The sequence below is a fragment of the Sphingobacterium sp. SYP-B4668 genome, assembly GCF_027627455.1.
Lineage (GTDB): Bacteria > Bacteroidota > Bacteroidia > Sphingobacteriales > Sphingobacteriaceae > Sphingobacterium.
In genome coordinates this window covers 3110863-3127356 of the sequence record NZ_CP115483.1, presented here as the reverse complement: position 1 = coordinate 3127356, position 16494 = coordinate 3110863, and the positions used below count along the sequence as shown (strand labels likewise).

The window sequence follows — 16494 nt, the reverse complement described above, 5'->3', positions numbered from 1 at the left end:
TAATATGTAAAGAAATGAAATTAGATAGAATGAAATGGGTGTTTGTCTGCGGTATATCTTTGGTTATGGGCAGCATACAAGCGCAAAATGTTAAGACTGAAAAAGGATTCATCCAACTTTTCGATGGAACCAATATGGACGCTTGGGTTGGTAATACAAAGGAGTATGTCCTAGAAGACGGTTGCATCGTTATGAAACCCTCGCAGGAAATCGGGGGTAATCTGTACAGTAAAAACACATACAAAGATTTTGTCTTGAAATTTGATTTTTTGTTGACGCCAGGCGCAAATAATGGGTTGGGCATTCGACATGATATCGTAGACAATGATAAGGGCTATAGCGGTATGGAGTTGCAGATATTAGACAATGAGGATGCACAGTACAAGGATTTAAAGCCTTATCAGTATCACGGGTCTGTTTACGGAATCGCCCCAGCCAAACGAGGAGCATTGAAGTCACCTGGCGAGTGGAATACCCAAGAAGTAATTGCCAAAGGCAATGCCATTACCATTATCGTCAATGGCAAGGTGATTTTGAAGACCAATCTTATGGATGCCGTTAAAGAGCTGCCCAAAGAAAGTTATTCACCTGCAGTATTCAATCAATCGGGGCACATTGCTTTTCTCGGACATGGTACAGTGGTAAAATTTCGTAACATCAGAATTAAACCACTTTAAAGCCACAAAATATCAAACATAGCTTATAATAATAGAATTAAAATCTAATGATTAATCGCCAAGGTCCTGCATATGACCTTGGCGATTATATTTTGTAACCTGTATCATTTTTGTATATTTACGATAAGTAACCAATATTCTTAACAATTTGATAACCTCCTAAAAGGATTAAGCTGCTTGTTTTTTAAATAGATTTGCCAAGAGTCTTTTCAGAGACCTTTACGAGTATAGGTCAACCAATAGATCGTATGAGATGAAAAACGCACTAACAGAAATAGATGAAATCTTAGCAATGGCTGAAGGTGACGTTAAAGCCTTCAACTTGCTCTATCAACGGTACCATAAACCAGTATTTGCTAATATTCTTAAGTTGGTGGATAATCGTGAGCTTGCGACCGAAGTATTACAAGATGTATTCCTTGCGCTTTGGCAGAATCGTTATAAAATCAAAGTAGATCGTCCTGTGGGTGGTTGGTTATTTGTGGTCAGTTATAATAAATCACTCAACATTTTAAGAAGCAGACTTAAGGAATCCTTGGCTTACGTTGCCGACTACCCGGAGGGATTGTGTGTAGAAGACGATACTGCTATTGAGGAAGAAATATTTGCCACACAAATGCAGATTTTAGAGGAAGCTGTTGATGAGCTGCCTAGGCGAAAACGTGAAGTGTTCAAGATGTGCCGTTATGAAGGTCGGTCTCGAGAAGATGTCGCCGATTTTTTGGGATTGAGCCCTCAGTCTGTAAACGACTACCTCAAACAATCCAATAAAAGTATTAGAGAGTATATTGCTAGACAATATCCAGCCTATGTGGAGCGTACATTGGTGCTCACATTTTTCTTAATGAATCTATAGGCCTCTATAGATTATCAATTTGTTTATAATTTATTAACATAAAAAGCATCCCTTTTTCGGAAGCTTGGTGTATTTATCTTTGATGAAGCACCGCATTCTTAATATAATCAATCGGTTTTGGAAGGGAAAGCTCTCCAAGGAAGGAAGACATCAGCTGTTATCACAGCTGGAGAACCCAGATGAGCTGTTGGTTGATGAACTCCATCAGGATTTTGCAAATAGCTCGGCAGATGTGCAATTACATACGCAAGAAGACTATGACAATATACTTTTAAGCATTCACGAAAAGATGGGTGTTGTCAAGTCGTTGCCCGCTCGCCGAAGTTCATTAGTTGGCTGGTCTATCGCGGCCTCATTTATCGTGGGAGTTTCAGTGGTTGGTTATCTAATGATGTCTGTACAGTCTCCTTCTGAACTTGGATTAGGACTTGCAAACACCCATACACTTGAACGAAATCTTGTCAACGACGGTATCGATACGCTTATGTTTAAAATGCCCGATGGCTCGCGAATTGCGGTCTATCCCCACAGTAGCGTGTCGTATATGGAAGACTATGGAGTTATCGATCGAAAGCTATCCTTGGTCGGAATGGCGAGGTTTACTGTCGCACACGATACATTACGCCCATTTATTGTTTTAGCCAACGGATACACGACGACCGCATTAGGTACGGAGTTTACCGTGAATGGTCATTTAAAAAATGTATTATCCGTTAAACTCCTCTCTGGTAAAATCGTGGTCAAATCTACCGAAAGTAGTTTATTTGCCTTCCAGGATCAAATCTTGGAGCCAGGACAAGAATTATTGATAGATAATCAGCGTAAATCCACGTCATTGCTGAATAGCTTGATTGACAAAGTCAAGAAAACCCCTGTAATTAGTAAGAACAGAGTCAATGTTGAGCCTGTGCAGCAGGGCATACAATTTGAACAAACCCCATTAACGGAGGTTTTTGCTACGATAGCGCGCTTAAAGGGTGCTACTATCAACATTGAGCATGCTGCGCTAACGGGGTTATCTTTTACCGGTAAGCTGGAGAAGCATTATACAGTAGACGTGATGCTTTCCATCGTATGTCAGATGAATGAATTGACCTATACGTATGACAATGACACGATTATCGTCAAGAACATACAACAGACGAGCCAGTGATTATTTCCTGTTCACATCAAAATGCCTCACGAATAACAATAGCTATTAATTAACGAACCGAATGAAATGAAAAACAAAACAATGCTTATGAAGGTAAGATTACTATTGACAGTTCTATCTGTCTTTGTGGCCCTCCAATCTTGGGCTCAGTCCGCTGGACAGTTGCGTGGTACCATCATGGACCAAAGTGGTTCTTTGATAGTCGGAGCCACAGTCACACTACTGGATGCCGGTGGTTCCATAGTCACCAATGCATCGACCGATCAAAAAGGAGTTTTTGTACTTCGGGATCTGAATAGCGGTGTCCAATATCGTATTCGCGTCAGTATGATGGGGTACGAATCTCATCAAGAGAACATAAAAACAATCAGGGCAGGAGATAGTAATTCGGTATTGATTACATTGAAAGAGCAATCTGCTGCTTTGGAAGAGGTTGTCGTTATTGGTTACGGTGAGCAAAAAAGGGGCGATTTGACCACCGCAGTTAGCTCCTTACCCAATATTGCTGAAAATGTCGCTCGTCCATTGACCAATATATCCGAGCTTATGCAGGGGAATGTAGCCGGTGTCACGGTCATGTCCGCGGGTGGAGATCCAGCGGCAATGCCAACGGTTATGATACGCGGTATGGGGACTTTGAATTCTGAATCGCCTCTGTACGTCGTGGATGGTGTGCCTTACTACGGCGGCCCGATTAATCCCAATGATATTGAAAGTATGGACATCTTGAAAGATGCAGCATCAGCAGCCATCTACGGGGCACAGGCGGCCTCAGGAGTCATCGTTATTACCACTAAAAGCGGTAAGTCTGGTGCTCCAAAATTAAATGTAGATCTGTATAGAGGTTGGCAGAATGCGAGCAATCTACCGTCAGCTTTAGACGCTAAGCAATATGCTCAAGCCTATAATGATGCGTCGGCTCGAGATGGGGTAGCACTAGAAAGTGCTCACAACCCTGCTTCTAATCCATGGGGACAGACCACCCGTACCAATTGGATGGATGAGATTTTTCGAACAGCAAATATTTTGAATGCCAACGTGCAAGTATCTGGAGGATCTGATAAGTCTAGGTATAGCTCTTCTTTTGGTTATCACGACAAAGAGGGATTGTTACTCAATACCGGTTACAAGCGCTTTGCTTATCGATTGAAGTCAGAGTTCGACTTTTTTGACCGTTTGACATTGGGACAAAATTTTTATGTGAATCATACAGCCGCCCAAGGTACCAATACCTCAAGCAGTTATAGTGGTTCCATTATCAATGCCATTTATATGAACCCAGCTGCGCCTGTGTATGATGATCAGGGGGCATTCCATGGAACAGTGCCATTTGAATTAGCTGAACTTTTTTCTTCAGCATACGGCGACACCTATAATCCAGTAGCCTTACTCTTGCGTCCGAATGTAAAAAATCCAACACTCAACCTCAATGGTAATGCCTTTGCTAAGGTAACGATAGTAGATGGGTTGACGTTTAAATCAAATTTTGCTGTTGATATCAATCGCTATTCTTTCAAAAGCTTCTACCCCAGGATACCTGAGGTTGGGCGTTCAGATGCTAATAATTATTTGGAGCATTCCGAGTCTCGTACCGACCGTTGGATCTGGGATCAACAGTTGAATTATACCAAGCGCTTTGGCGAGCATCAACTGGATGCCGTAGCCGTATACTCCGCTCAATCTACTAAATATGAGTATTACTATATTGAAGGAATGGGATTTGAGCGCGAAGATGAGTGGTTCCAATATATCGGTAATGCTGGGTCTACCCCTAAGCTACCAACCAGTGACGTTTACGAAGACGCATTGACTTCGGCTATTGCACGGGTCAACTATAATTATGCTGGACGTTATTTTCTAAGTGGTAGTATCCGCCAAGACCGGACTTCTAGATTAGTAGAAAAACACCGTTCCGATGTGTTCCCTTCAGTTTCTGCCGCTTGGAAGATTTCTGCCGAACCTTTTTTTAACACCTCCATTATTAACGATTTAAAAGTAAGGGCCTCCTGGGGTCAAATTGGTAATATACAATCTGTAAATCATTATGCTTATAACTTACCCTTGAATAGCGGTACAGTGACACCTATGGGGTCAGGTGATTTGTTGGTTAGACACTTTGCTATTGCTAAACAAGCAAACCCCGATTTAATCTGGGAAACTTCTGAGTCCCTAGATGTTGGACTCGATGTTACCTTGCTGAACAAGTTTAATTTAACAGCGGACTACTACCGCAAGAAGACCATCGGAATGATTATGATCAATGATCCTGATCCACATATTGGTATGGAACAGGGAGCAACGACCAATGTGGGAGACGTCATGAATAAAGGATTTGAGTTTTCGGGAAAATATAATGATAGAATCGGCAACTGGAAACTTGGTTTCAATGCCAACATCGCTATCAACCGAAATGAATTGCTTAATATTTCTGGTTATTCGAATGATTTCATCCCTCACGAAGATCATGTAAGAAGTGTATTGTTGCCTTATCGATCTAAACCTGGGGAGGCATTATACTCTTATTACCTGATTCCCAATAGTGGGATTTTTGCATCCGAAGCTGAGGTACAGGCCCACAGTCTAAATGGGAAGCTTATACAAACAAGAGCTCGTCCCGGAGACCTTAGATTTGAAGATACCAATGGTGACGGAAAGATTAGTGAAGACGATAAAGTCTTTATGGGAAGTGCAGTTCCTAAGTTTACCTACGGCTTCTCCCTTAATCTAGAGTACAAGAATTTTGATCTAAACGTGCTCACTTACGGTATATCGGGGAGCAAGATTTTTAACGGTTATAAGTTTTCTGCCTATAATGCTAGTCTCCAAGGCTACAATCTGGATAAAAGAGTTCTGGATGCTTGGACACCTAACAATGTAAGTAGCGATATCCCAGCACTCTCCCGTCAGGATCCTAATGCTAATTATGGTACAGCGTCCGATTGGTACTTAGAAAGCGGGGACTATTTCCGAATAAAGAATATCACGGTAGGTTACAATCTCCCTAAATTCTGGACGAAGCTACAATCCCGTGTCTATTTTTCTGCAGAGAATCCATTTACATTTACTTCCTATTCTGGAATCGATCCTGAAGTTGGTCGAATCGGGTTAGATGTAGCAAATTATCCTTTAGCCAAGACCTATACCATAGGACTCAATGTTAATTTTTAAAAAACGCGAAGATCATGAAAGTTATTAAAAGATATAGAAATATTACCTTAGCACTATTAGGATTGAGTATGGCTATGCTATCCTGTAGTAAAGATTTTACGGACCTCACACCCAAAGGTACCATTACCAACGAGAATTTTTGGAAGACTGAAACAGATGCGGTTTTTGCAGCCAATGGCCTTTATACCCATTTCAATGATGATAATATGTTTGGACGGGGGTTGTTTTGGTTTATCAACGCCTCCGATGATATGGTGACAGGGCGTACAGATGCGGGGTCAGCCGCAGTTCGAAATTTTACAGCCACAGGAGGGGAGAGCCGTATAAACAGCATGTACAAAAAATTCTATCAAATTATACAACGTGCCAATACCATTTTGCTGAAGGTGCCCAATATGGCGATTAAGGATGAGATTAAAAATAGTGTTTTAGGTCAGGCCTATTTTATGCGGGGCTATGCCTACTTTTATTTAGCACAATATTATGGAGATCAGCGAGCGGGTGTCCCAATCGTGACAGAAGTCAACATGAATGAGACGAAATTCACTCGACCCTCACATGTCAAAGAAAATTTTGTCCAGATTGAAGCCGATCTTTTACGCGCTGCAGAGTTGTTGCCGCTTGTAACAAGTTACGGGAATGAAGATCTAGGAAGGGCGCACAAAGATGCGGCATATGCCTATTTGGCCAAAGCAAACCTTCAATGGGCACGCTACGAGGATAGCAAATGGGCAGAGGTCGCTAAATATTGTGATATGGTTACCAATTCCGGTTCGGGACGTAAATTGATCAATACAGGTAAACCCGACGTCGATTTTGCAAGTGTATTTTACATTGAAAATAATTATTCCTCAGAATACATTTTTTCTGTAGTATCTAACAAAATTCAAGGCTCTATTTTGCCAGGTGTATTATTTGAAAATACGGGATATGGATTGTATAATGGCTGGGGATATTTTCATCCGACATTGGAGTTGTACAACTCCTTTGAGACAGGTGACAATCGCAAGAAAGCAACTATATTGGAATTCAATGATACCTACACCTTATTTGGAAATGTGACCCAATATTACTCTTCCAACTCGCAGACTGGGTTTCAGTTCAAGAAGTACATGCAACCTTTTAGATTTCCCAAGGATCAGCATCTCAACCCGAGTGGTGATTATCCGACTTCTGACTTAAATGTTCCTTTGGTGAGGTACGCAGATATCCTCTTGATGAAAGCTGAGGCACAAATTAAGCAAGGAAAGAGTGGTGATGTCGAAATCAATTTAGTGCGTAAGCGCGCAGGGCTACCTGACCTCACGGGAGCGACTATGGTCGATCTAAAAAGAGAGCGCCGATCGGAGTTTGCTGCTGAATATACCGATAGACACAGTGATTTAGTACGTTGGGGTGATGCGCAGACTGCCTACGCAAAACCGGCTACTGGAAGGCAGCACGCTGTGAAAAACGATCCTACTTCTACCTATACTATCGTCCAAGTATGGCCCGGACGGACATTCAATCCTGCCATTCACCATGTTTGGCCTATTCCGCCGCCAGATGTTAGCAATTCTGGGATTAGTCAAAATGAAGGCTGGTAATAGCCCGGGGACGATAATTGTTAAAGAACAATGATAACAAAGACAGGCTAGGCAATTCCGACATAGGAATCTAGCCTGTAATTTTTTGCCAAAGAAAGAACTAAAAAAATGACGTTTGTTAAGCTATTTTTAGCATTAGTGTTAACGGGAGCAGCTTCAAATCTACTAGCACAACCGGCGCAGGTTCCAGAGGGGCGTTTCGACAGATTGATGTACGGCGCGCACAATCATCGACACTCCATCGCCGTCCGTGGACACAGTCACAATGATTACGAGCAGGATATCCCGCTCCTACGGGCCTATTATGCAGGGATGGAATCCATTGAAGCTGATTTGTTCCTTCGCGACGATAGTCTGTATGTCGCGCATGACGCCAAAGATATCATGCAAGGAAGGACACTTGACCAGCTTTATATAAAGCCATTAGCAAATCTGTTTACCCGGCACGGTCAGCAACCATTTGCCGATAGCACCAAAAATCTACAACTCGTTTTGGATTTCAAAGAGGACCATCGGATATTGCTGCCCAAATTGATTGCACTATTGGAGCCCTATCGTTTTATGTTTGATCCCGCACTTAATAAGCATGCTATCCGTATTGTTATTAGTGGAGATATGCCTCAACCTTCCTCCTTTCAAAATTATCCCGATTACATTTTTTTTGATGGACGGTTTGAATTGGAATATAGTGACGTTCAGCTTCAACGTATTGCTATGATGAGTGACAATTTACGTAACTATACCAAATGGAATGGGAAAGGGGTTCCAACGAGGGAGGAGATGGCCCATATTGAGCAACAAGCTGCCAGGGCTCGTCTATGGCACAAACCCTTTCGTCTCTGGGGAGCCCCAGAAAGTCCCAATACCTGGATTATATTGGAAAAAATGGGCATCACCTGGTTGAATACCGATCATCCTGACGTACTCAAGACTTACCTAGATGATTTGGACGCTGCTAGGGTAGAAGGTAAGTCAATCAATGACGTTTACCTTCCCACTTATATTCCTGATGGCAGCAATCGTATACCTAAAAATGTTATCCTCTTAATTGGAGACGGCATGGGGTTGGGACATATTCAAGCCACCATGGTGGCCAATAAAGGACATTTGAATATGACACAACTGAAGTATATCGGCTTTTCGCAGACCACCTCCCTCAGTCCAGGGAATACCGATTCAGGTGCTGGCGGGTCAGCCATTGCCACCGGGCAGAAGTCATACAATGGCACCATTAGTGTAGATACAATCGGGAATCGATTACCTAGATTACCAGAGGTATTGGCCAAGGTAGGTAAAGTCAGTGCCGTGTTGTCGACAGGAGATGCTTCAGATGCAACGCCTGCAGCATTCTATGCATCCCATACCGATCGAAATGCGTCGATAGCCATTACGGAGGAACTTTTGGACAACGATGTCGTTAAAATCATAGCTGGAGAATTACCCACACCCTATCGCGACTCCATTAGAAGGCATGCCTTGGAGCATAAATTGAATCAGGCCAATTATCAGGTAGTTAGTAATGTGCAGCAGTTTCAGCGCTCCACCTCTGATAAACTCATTGGTTATTTCAGTGAACAGGATATGACTGCTATTAAAGACGGTCGAAAAGATATTCTACGAAGCCTATTGACATCCAGTATCGACAAGATGGATAGTGTAGGGGCAGGTTTTTTCATAATGGCTGAAGGAGCCCAAATTGATTATGGTGGGCATGCGCGTGACTTGGACTATGTTGTGACCGAAACGTTGGATTTTGACCAAGCGGTAGGAGCGGCGTTGCGATTTGCAGATAAAAATGGAGAGACCTTGGTCATTGTGACAGCGGATCATGAAACAGGCGCACTCTCTCTGTTGCATGCTGACATTGAAAAAGGAAAGCTCCAAGCACATTTCGCATCCAATGATCACAGCGCCATGATGATTCCCGTAATGGCCTATGGTCCCCGCGCCCAGTATTTTACAGGATACTATCAAAATACAGAACTTTTCAACAAGATTGTCGCGGTTTTAGAAGCCAGTGATTAATAGAACTATGTAATAGGTGTTGGACACTTAGATATTAAGAAGATTACTGTATGTAGAAGTCTTCTTAATATCTATTTTAAAAGTTATTTTTTGGCAAACCGTTTCGAACCTACCACACACAAGATGACGCCGGTTGTAATTCCCAGCATGCCCAAGCTTACCTGCTCATCTAGCAGTGTAGCTGCTAAGGCCAATCCAAAAAAGGGTTGAAGCAATTGCAATTGCCCGACAGCTGCAATCCCACCCTGTGCTAACCCTTTGTACCAGAATATAAAGCCAATAAACATACTGAACAAAGAAACGTATACAAGTCCTATCCAAGCGGATACTCCTATATCAGCGTATGTCGCTGGTGCCCATAAAAATAACAAAGGGACCATCACTGGTAGAGAAATAATCAAAGCCCACGAAATTACTTGCCATCCGCCCAGGGTTTTCGATAATCGAGCACCTTCTGCATAGCCAAGGGCACACAATACTATTGCCAGAAGCAATAACAGGTCTCCAATCGGTGAAATTTCAATGTCTTGGGCAACAGCATACAAAATAACCAATACACTTCCAATTATGGAAAATATCCAGAAAGCGATATTAGGACGCTCACCTCCTCTTATAACACCGAACACCGCAGTAGCCAGCGGTAGCACACCTACGAAAACCAATGAGTGAGCCGATGTCATATACTGTAGTGCCAAGGCCGATAGTAGAGGAAATCCTACTACCACACCCAGAGCAACCACCATTAAACTTGAAATTTGGGCGCGGTTTGGTAATTTTTCCCGTAAAAATATGAGTGCTATTAGTGCCAGGAGACCGGCTATGGTAGCGCGCGCGCCAGTTACAAATAAGGGATTGAAATCCATTATTGCCACTTTCGTTGCGGGCATAGAGCCACTAAATATCAGTACACCAATAAATCCATTAACCCAACCACTACTGAATAATTCAGTGCGGGGTGCAGCTAGAGTTTTACTAATCATATCTTATTTTTTTGTAAAATTAAGAGCATATTCTTATTGAATACAGTATCAGTTTTGTATATTTCGATGGTCACAGTTGTAATTCCACTTTAACTTTTCATAATCTTCCAATGGGAAAGGAGTTTTTATATCACGAAATTGCAAGTCGATTTGCTAGTCAAATCAAGAATGGCGTATTGATACCAGGAGAAAAGCTCCCCTCCGTTAGGATGCTTTGTAAAGAACAAGGAATTGGGATGAATACAGCTAAACGAGTTTTCTTAGAGCTCGAAGCGCAATCACTCATCTCCTCAAAGCCACAGTCTGGTTACTTTGTGACCTACTCACCATTGTCAAGACTTCCCCTCCCCGAGGTCAGCCAACCATCTTTAGTTGCTAAGCATCGTGAACCCAATGCATTGATAGATAAGGTCTATCGGAGTATTGGCAATCCAGCTCTTACACTTTTTTCTATTGGCGCTCCCGCACAAGAATTGTTACCTTTGGCGAAATTAAAAAAGGAGCTTGTATTGGCTACACGCAACCTCGAAGGAGGGGGCACTAATTATGAAGCGCTGGAGGGGAATGTTAAGTTACGGCGGATGGTTGCCCAGCGGTCAATGGGATGGGGTGGCAATCTACATGAAAGTGATTTAATTACCACCAGCGGCGGGATGGATGCTCTGTCATTTTGTTTGATGGCCATTGGTAAATCCGGAGATACAGTTGCTATTGAGAGTCCGTGTTATCCAGGAATTTTGCAATTAGCCATTAGTCTAGGGCTTAAAGTATTGGAGCTACCCACACATCCTGTTACGGGGATAGACATAGATGCTTTGGAAGAGTTGGTCCACCTGATTGATATTTGTCTCTTAGTTCCCAATTTCAACACCCCCTTAGGAAGTTGTATGCCTGATGAAAGTAAAGCACGCGTGGTGACTTTGCTGGCAACACATCAAATCCCACTTATAGAGGATGATGTATATGGTGACCTTTATTTTGGTGAGCACCGTCCTAAATGCTGCAAATCATTTGATAAGGATGGCAATGTGCTCTGGTGCAGTTCGATCTCGAAAACATTGGCTCCTGGTTTTCGAGTAGGATGGGTAGCACCTGGCAGATATATGGAAAAGCTATTAAAGCTTAAGCTTGTTCACACGATTTCTTCGACATCTATCGTACATGAAGCCGTTGGTAATTTTCTCAGAACAGGTCGATATGAACATCATTTGAGACAGCTGCGCCGCACGCTTCAGGAAAATGCGCAACAATATGTTCAGGCTATAGCAGCGTATTTTCCTGAAGGTACAAAAATCAGTCGCCCTCAGGGGGGATTAGCATTGTGGTTAGAGTTGCCCAAAGAAATCGATACTGCAATACTCTATGATTTAGCCATGAAACAACAAATTAGTTTCGGTCCCGGGCGTATGTTTACACTCCAAAATCAATTTGACAACTGTATGCGTCTCTGCATTGGTCTGCCCTGGTCGGAAAAGCTCAGACTTAAGCTCCAGACTATCGGTAACCTTGTCAAGGCATTGCAAGCTTAATTTTTCAAATAGGACGGGGCTTTTGTCACGTTCCCAATAATGTCCGTTAATGGACTATATGTTAATGGCCGCGCTGTGCACCATCAGCCCTAGCAGGATCTAATTTGTTCAAGATAGGACACATTAACGCCAACCCAACCCCGGAGCCACATGTTCCAGAATAGCCGAAAGCACATGTACGTTATAATCTACACCTAATGTGTTTGGGATAGTTAGTAGTACCGTGTCTGCTTCCTGTATAGCTTCATCCTGGGCTAATTCTTCGATTAGTTGGTCCGGTTCAGCAGCATAGCTTCTGCCAAATATGGCACGTTTGTCCTTTTCAATCATACCGATTTTATCGTCCCGTTCTGCTTCCTGTCCAAAATAGTAGCGGTCCTGGTCGTTTACTAATGCAAATATAGATCGACTTACCGATACCCTTGGTTCCAGTATATGTCCAGCCTCTTTCCAAGCCTCCTTATACAACCTGATTTGTTCAGCCTGCTGTACATGAAATGGCTTTCCATTTTCATCATATTTCAGTGTTGAGCTTTGCAGATGCATCCTGTTTTGCGCAGCCCACACCGCAGTTGCATTCGAGGCAGCACCCCACCATATACGATCTCTCAAGCTTTCAGAATGTGGTTCCAATCGTAATAAGCCTGGAGGATTAGGAAACATTGGATAAGGGTTCGGTTGGGCGAATCCTCCACCTTCCAGTCTCTTTAAAAATTCCATAGCCTTTCTTCGTCCCATGTCCGCGTCTGTCTCACCTTCCGCTGGTTCATAGCCAAAATACCGCCAACCATCTATCACCTGCTCCGGTGAGCCCCTACTAATTCCCAATTGTAATCGTCCTTCTGATATTAAATCAGCCGATCCAGCATCCTCTATCATATACATTGGGTTTTCATAGCGCATATCAATCACCCCTGTTCCAATTTCAATTTTACGCGTTTTAGCTCCGATTGCCGATAGCAATGGAAATGGAGAAGCCAATTGGTTGGCAAAATGATGAACACGAAAATATGCACCATCGATGCCAATTTCCTCCGCAGCCATTGCCAAGTCGATAGACTGAAGCAATGTATCACTCGCAGTACGCGTATTATAAGTGGGATGGTTTGCCCAATGACCAAAAGATAAAAATCCTATTTTTTTCATCCGTATTTAATTAGTTTATCACAGTCTATTTTCATTGATATAAACGAACACACACCACCTGCTTTTTTCCTGAGCGAAAGAACTTGGTTTTTAAAGTCCGTTGTCCTCGTTTTATTACATGTTGCGCATGCGCGCTATCTTTTTCATTACGCGTCAATAACTTCTCTTGGAAATTAGACCTTGTCTAGCCCAAATTTACCAAAGTTTGTCGCTTATCGCGTCTCCCGATTGTCCGCTAGATGTAAATAAATCCAGACACTTATATTTCGTTCCTCCACATACTATTTCTGGTATCCTTGTCGTAGGTTGTAAAGATATTTTCTAGTAATTTTGTCATCAATGAGATAAAGCAACATTTCCAATGCTAGGGTAATGATTGCAAATAAATATTTAATAATAGGTGCGGGGTTATGGAAAAATTTCAAATTTACAGCTTTCTCAAAGACGTGCAGGCGAAGGTTATGCAGGAAAGTGATGCACTAGACATATCAATAGCTTACGAAATGGTCGATCAAGTTATCAAAGATCAGGATTTCTATCACCAAACACCCTATTTTTTGTCTGAGTGGATTTTTCTGAAAGAACAAGTATTAAGACGTGATTCCGAATCGGTTGGGTATTTTGATCGTTTTTTAGACAATATTTTGTATTCTGGAGATACAGGAGTGTTTGCAGCCTATACAGAATTAACTGATGGAGAGCAGGGATAATATATATAGTTGATTTCGTAATCGATTTGATACCTCCCTTTGAAATTAGTTGCTGCACCACTGGAGGCTGACTGACTTGGCTTTTGGAGTAAAAATGTTTTTCGCTAAAAATGTGGCCAAATCAACTAGGGATATACACATGAAAAGGAACCTTTAAGTGTGGGATTATATTTATCGCTTGGCTGCGCTTGTAGCTAGTGTATTGTACACCTTAGGATTATGAACCAAATGGCAGATCAACTTTCGGATGATACACTCATCCATATGCTCAAAATCAATAGCAACGAGGCATTAGCTGAAATTTACAACCGCTATTGGAAAACACTGTTCGTTGCAGCGGCAAATAAGCTGGGTAGTCTTGAGGAGGCAGAAAATATCGTCCAGCAGATATTCGTAAACATGTGGCTCCAACGGGATAAATTGGAAATTTCCACGCCACTACCATCCTATCTCGCTGCGGAAGTCAAATGTCGGATTCTTAAGAGGATACTCGTTCGCTCTAAGAACAAGTCTATTGACGATGAGAATGGGGATACACAAAAAGATTATAAAGATTTGCCTGATGATGCCTCTCAAGACCCCACCGTCATGCCGTTCCAAAAAGGTAGGATTATATATCTGAAAAATAGTGACGATTCCGATAATTTGAATTCAACGCCCTAGTTTTTACTAAATTAATCCGATCTAGTTTTGGTTCATGTGCCTTATTAAAAGGAAAAACAGCGCTTGCTTATTTGTTCTTTCGTAACTTTTTTACCAGCCACCAGCTAGTCAGCACGCTTCTTCTTCCCAAACTTCTTTCTTCATTTTTGAATGACTTTGCTTAGCTGGCTCATTAAAGTCATACCTTGGTGTTAGCCTCTTTTGATAATGCTAAAAGCTAGGTTTCCCAATGAATACCTTAAAAAAATAGTCAATCCCATACTTCCTCTAAATATAGTTTGTCAATGAGCAGGTCATTGGTCCAGATTTTCTTCAGACAACCCATAATCAATCCTACCATAGACGATATAGCATAAGCTTAAATTACCGCTTTGGTCGATTGAAAGAAGAGCTTCGAAAGAATAAGCGTGGTATTAAAAATGACGATTTAAGTAATTGATTATATTTTAAAGAGAGGAGATAATAAGCTGGCAAAACATCAGATACACCGTTGTTATATGCAATACTATTTTATAGCGCTTATCTGCTGTAACAAACAAAAGAATTTTGAATGCTAATTTTGTATTGAAATTTTCCTTAGATTTAAAATGCCATCATTGACTAACTGGTGGCCAACTAAGAAATTGAAACACATGGATTTTCTAAAGAACATATCTCGTAATAAGGAAGAGCAAGTTGCTTCCCATGATGATTTTTGGCAATGGTTCAAGGTACATGAACAGACTTTTGCCGCTGCTGTAAAAAATAATGATAATATTGAGAACGTATTCTTTACACCTCTCGCCAATAAGCTCAGCGAGTTAAGAGAGGGTTTTTATTTTTTGACCGGTATGACCTCCGATGGTAGAGTAGAGTTGGTCTTTACGCCGGATGGGATCATCAAGAACGTTGTTTTTGTTGAAGAGCTTGTCAATAGCGCGCCTGACATTACAGGCTGGATTTTTACAGCTATGAAGCCTGGTGGAGAAATTGACAATATAGGTGTCAGGATTGAAGATTATACCTTTGAGAAAGATAATCTGTTCTTTGCTCCAATCTCTGATGCGTACTATCCTGATGAGATTGATATCCGTATCATTTACAATCATTATAATGCGGATGACAGTTCCATTATCGAGACAGGTGTATACGTGTTTTTAGATAATTATCTAGGCGAACTCAACGCCATTACCGCTATAGATAACTTGGAAATTATTGCCCCGCAGGCGGGACTGGAATTGATTCCCATAGACAAGCTTAAAGATTTTTTGATATGGAGGGAAAAAGAGTTTGTGGAGAAGTACGAGGGGACAAGATATAATACCGAAGAGGATAGTTATGCAGCCCTCGAAGCTAGCCTTGACAACGGTATGCCTTTATTGGCAATTATCAACAGTACATTGATTCAATGGGATGCCAAAGCCTCCCATCCCTGGATGTTGAATGTTGAAATTGGATATCATGGGCACCCTGCCAGTGGATTGCCCGATACCGCTACTGGTGAGATGTTGAATGGATTCGAAGACGAATTGATGACGATGCTTAAAGACTATGATGGCTATTTGAACCTAGGAAGGGAGACCGCTAACAATTCAAGAGCGATATATTTTGCCTGTAAAGATTTTCGGATACCATCCAAAGTAATGGATGCCATGGTAGAAAAGTACGCATCAACGCTTGAGCTATCCTATGACATATTTAAGGATAAGTATTGGAGGTCGCTCGAGCGGTTTTATCCCCATGTGTAGCAGAGCAGAATCGTTAGCGATTATAGTTGTTTTTAAATAAAGGATAAGGGTAGGTTACTTTTCTACGGCCGTAGGGAGTTTAATTCCCGTTATCGACCTAGCTTCACCATTTTATTTTGCGCTAACTTACATGATTCTAGCGGTGTATCTTAGACGATTTAGGTCGATACAGGTTTTTTCTCGGCCAACGCCCCTTTTATCTCAGTCGTTTTATTGTATTTGGTGAAAGCTTGGGTCCGTGTCCGCGAGTCGATAGTAGTCCTCCCTTCATACT

The 16494-nt window shown here is 41.9% G+C and carries 12 protein-coding genes; 10 read left to right on the top strand and 2 right to left on the bottom strand.

What is annotated here, in order from left to right:
- Nucleotides 1-14 precede the first annotated feature (14 nt).
- The 6 genes from OQ289_RS13055 (at nucleotide 15) to OQ289_RS13030 (ending at nucleotide 9465) form a co-directional block, all read left to right on the top strand.
- On the top strand, nucleotides 15-677 hold the full coding sequence (locus OQ289_RS13055; protein ID WP_270087296.1) for a 3-keto-disaccharide hydrolase: 663 nt from the start codon (nucleotides 15-17) through the stop codon (nucleotides 675-677).
- 253 nt (nucleotides 678-930) lie between these two features.
- Complete coding sequence (locus tag OQ289_RS13050) at nucleotides 931-1533, top strand: RNA polymerase sigma factor (protein ID WP_033562697.1); 603 nt, start codon at nucleotides 931-933, stop codon at nucleotides 1531-1533.
- An 82-nt stretch (nucleotides 1534-1615) separates the two neighbouring features.
- Nucleotides 1616-2686 carry a FecR family protein gene (locus OQ289_RS13045; RefSeq protein ID WP_270087295.1) on the top strand — a complete coding sequence of 357 codons (1071 nt, stop codon included), beginning with the start codon at nucleotides 1616-1618 and terminating at the stop codon, nucleotides 2684-2686.
- An 87-nt stretch (nucleotides 2687-2773) separates the two neighbouring features.
- Entirely contained in the window at nucleotides 2774-5854 is a 3081-nt protein-coding gene (locus tag OQ289_RS13040; protein WP_270087294.1) for a SusC/RagA family TonB-linked outer membrane protein, read from the top strand.
- Nucleotides 5855-5868: 14 nt separating this feature from the next.
- The gene (locus tag OQ289_RS13035) at nucleotides 5869-7440 is read left to right on the top strand and encodes a RagB/SusD family nutrient uptake outer membrane protein (RefSeq protein WP_270087293.1); all 1572 of its coding nucleotides are present in this window, start codon (nucleotides 5869-5871) and stop codon (nucleotides 7438-7440) included.
- A gap of 108 nt (nucleotides 7441-7548) precedes the next feature.
- The gene (locus OQ289_RS13030) at nucleotides 7549-9465 is read left to right on the top strand and encodes an alkaline phosphatase (RefSeq protein WP_270087292.1); all 1917 of its coding nucleotides are present in this window, start codon (nucleotides 7549-7551) and stop codon (nucleotides 9463-9465) included.
- An 83-nt stretch (nucleotides 9466-9548) separates the two neighbouring features.
- Here the strand turns inward: OQ289_RS13030 and OQ289_RS13025 are convergent, their stop codons facing one another.
- Nucleotides 9549-10445, bottom strand: a complete 897-nt coding sequence (locus OQ289_RS13025) for a DMT family transporter (RefSeq protein WP_270087291.1) — start codon at nucleotides 10443-10445, stop codon at nucleotides 9549-9551.
- Nucleotides 10446-10555: 110 nt separating this feature from the next.
- Between OQ289_RS13025 and OQ289_RS13020 the strand changes: the two genes are divergently transcribed.
- Complete coding sequence (locus tag OQ289_RS13020) at nucleotides 10556-11974, top strand: aminotransferase-like domain-containing protein (RefSeq protein ID WP_270087290.1); 1419 nt, start codon at nucleotides 10556-10558, stop codon at nucleotides 11972-11974.
- A gap of 123 nt (nucleotides 11975-12097) precedes the next feature.
- Here the strand turns inward: OQ289_RS13020 and OQ289_RS13015 are convergent, their stop codons facing one another.
- Complete coding sequence (locus OQ289_RS13015) at nucleotides 12098-13120, bottom strand: LLM class flavin-dependent oxidoreductase (protein WP_270087289.1); 1023 nt, start codon at nucleotides 13118-13120, stop codon at nucleotides 12098-12100.
- A gap of 410 nt (nucleotides 13121-13530) precedes the next feature.
- On the opposite strand from OQ289_RS13015, the gene OQ289_RS13010 reads away from it, so the two are divergent.
- The 3 genes from OQ289_RS13010 (at nucleotide 13531) to OQ289_RS13000 (ending at nucleotide 16220) form a co-directional block, all read left to right on the top strand.
- Entirely contained in the window at nucleotides 13531-13830 is a 300-nt protein-coding gene (locus tag OQ289_RS13010; RefSeq protein WP_270087288.1) for a hypothetical protein, read from the top strand.
- A gap of 219 nt (nucleotides 13831-14049) precedes the next feature.
- The gene (locus tag OQ289_RS13005) at nucleotides 14050-14493 is read left to right on the top strand and encodes an RNA polymerase sigma factor (RefSeq protein WP_270087287.1); all 444 of its coding nucleotides are present in this window, start codon (nucleotides 14050-14052) and stop codon (nucleotides 14491-14493) included.
- A 632-nt stretch (nucleotides 14494-15125) separates the two neighbouring features.
- On the top strand, nucleotides 15126-16220 hold the full coding sequence (locus OQ289_RS13000; RefSeq protein WP_270087286.1) for a DUF695 domain-containing protein: 1095 nt from the start codon (nucleotides 15126-15128) through the stop codon (nucleotides 16218-16220).
- Nucleotides 16221-16494: the final 274 nt, after the last annotated feature.

Bases quoted from the DNA above. Each gene is read 5' to 3' on its own strand.
- OQ289_RS13055 (WP_270087296.1), top strand. From the start codon at position 15: ATGAAATTAGATAGAATGAAATGGGTGTTTGTCTGCGGTATATCTTTG.
- OQ289_RS13050 (WP_033562697.1), top strand. From the start codon at position 931: ATGAAAAACGCACTAACAGAAATAGATGAAATCTTAGCAATGGCTGAA.
- OQ289_RS13045 (WP_270087295.1), top strand. From the start codon at position 1,616: ATGAAGCACCGCATTCTTAATATAATCAATCGGTTTTGGAAGGGAAAG.
- OQ289_RS13040 (WP_270087294.1), top strand. From the start codon at position 2,774: ATGAAGGTAAGATTACTATTGACAGTTCTATCTGTCTTTGTGGCCCTC.
- OQ289_RS13035 (WP_270087293.1), top strand. From the start codon at position 5,869: ATGAAAGTTATTAAAAGATATAGAAATATTACCTTAGCACTATTAGGA.
- OQ289_RS13030 (WP_270087292.1), top strand. From the start codon at position 7,549: ATGACGTTTGTTAAGCTATTTTTAGCATTAGTGTTAACGGGAGCAGCT.
- OQ289_RS13025 (WP_270087291.1), bottom strand. From the start codon at position 10,445: ATGATTAGTAAAACTCTAGCTGCACCCCGCACTGAATTATTCAGTAGT.
- OQ289_RS13020 (WP_270087290.1), top strand. From the start codon at position 10,556: ATGGGAAAGGAGTTTTTATATCACGAAATTGCAAGTCGATTTGCTAGT.
- OQ289_RS13015 (WP_270087289.1), bottom strand. From the start codon at position 13,120: ATGAAAAAAATAGGATTTTTATCTTTTGGTCATTGGGCAAACCATCCC.
- OQ289_RS13010 (WP_270087288.1), top strand. From the start codon at position 13,531: ATGGAAAAATTTCAAATTTACAGCTTTCTCAAAGACGTGCAGGCGAAG.
- OQ289_RS13005 (WP_270087287.1), top strand. From the start codon at position 14,050: ATGAACCAAATGGCAGATCAACTTTCGGATGATACACTCATCCATATG.
- OQ289_RS13000 (WP_270087286.1), top strand. From the start codon at position 15,126: ATGGATTTTCTAAAGAACATATCTCGTAATAAGGAAGAGCAAGTTGCT.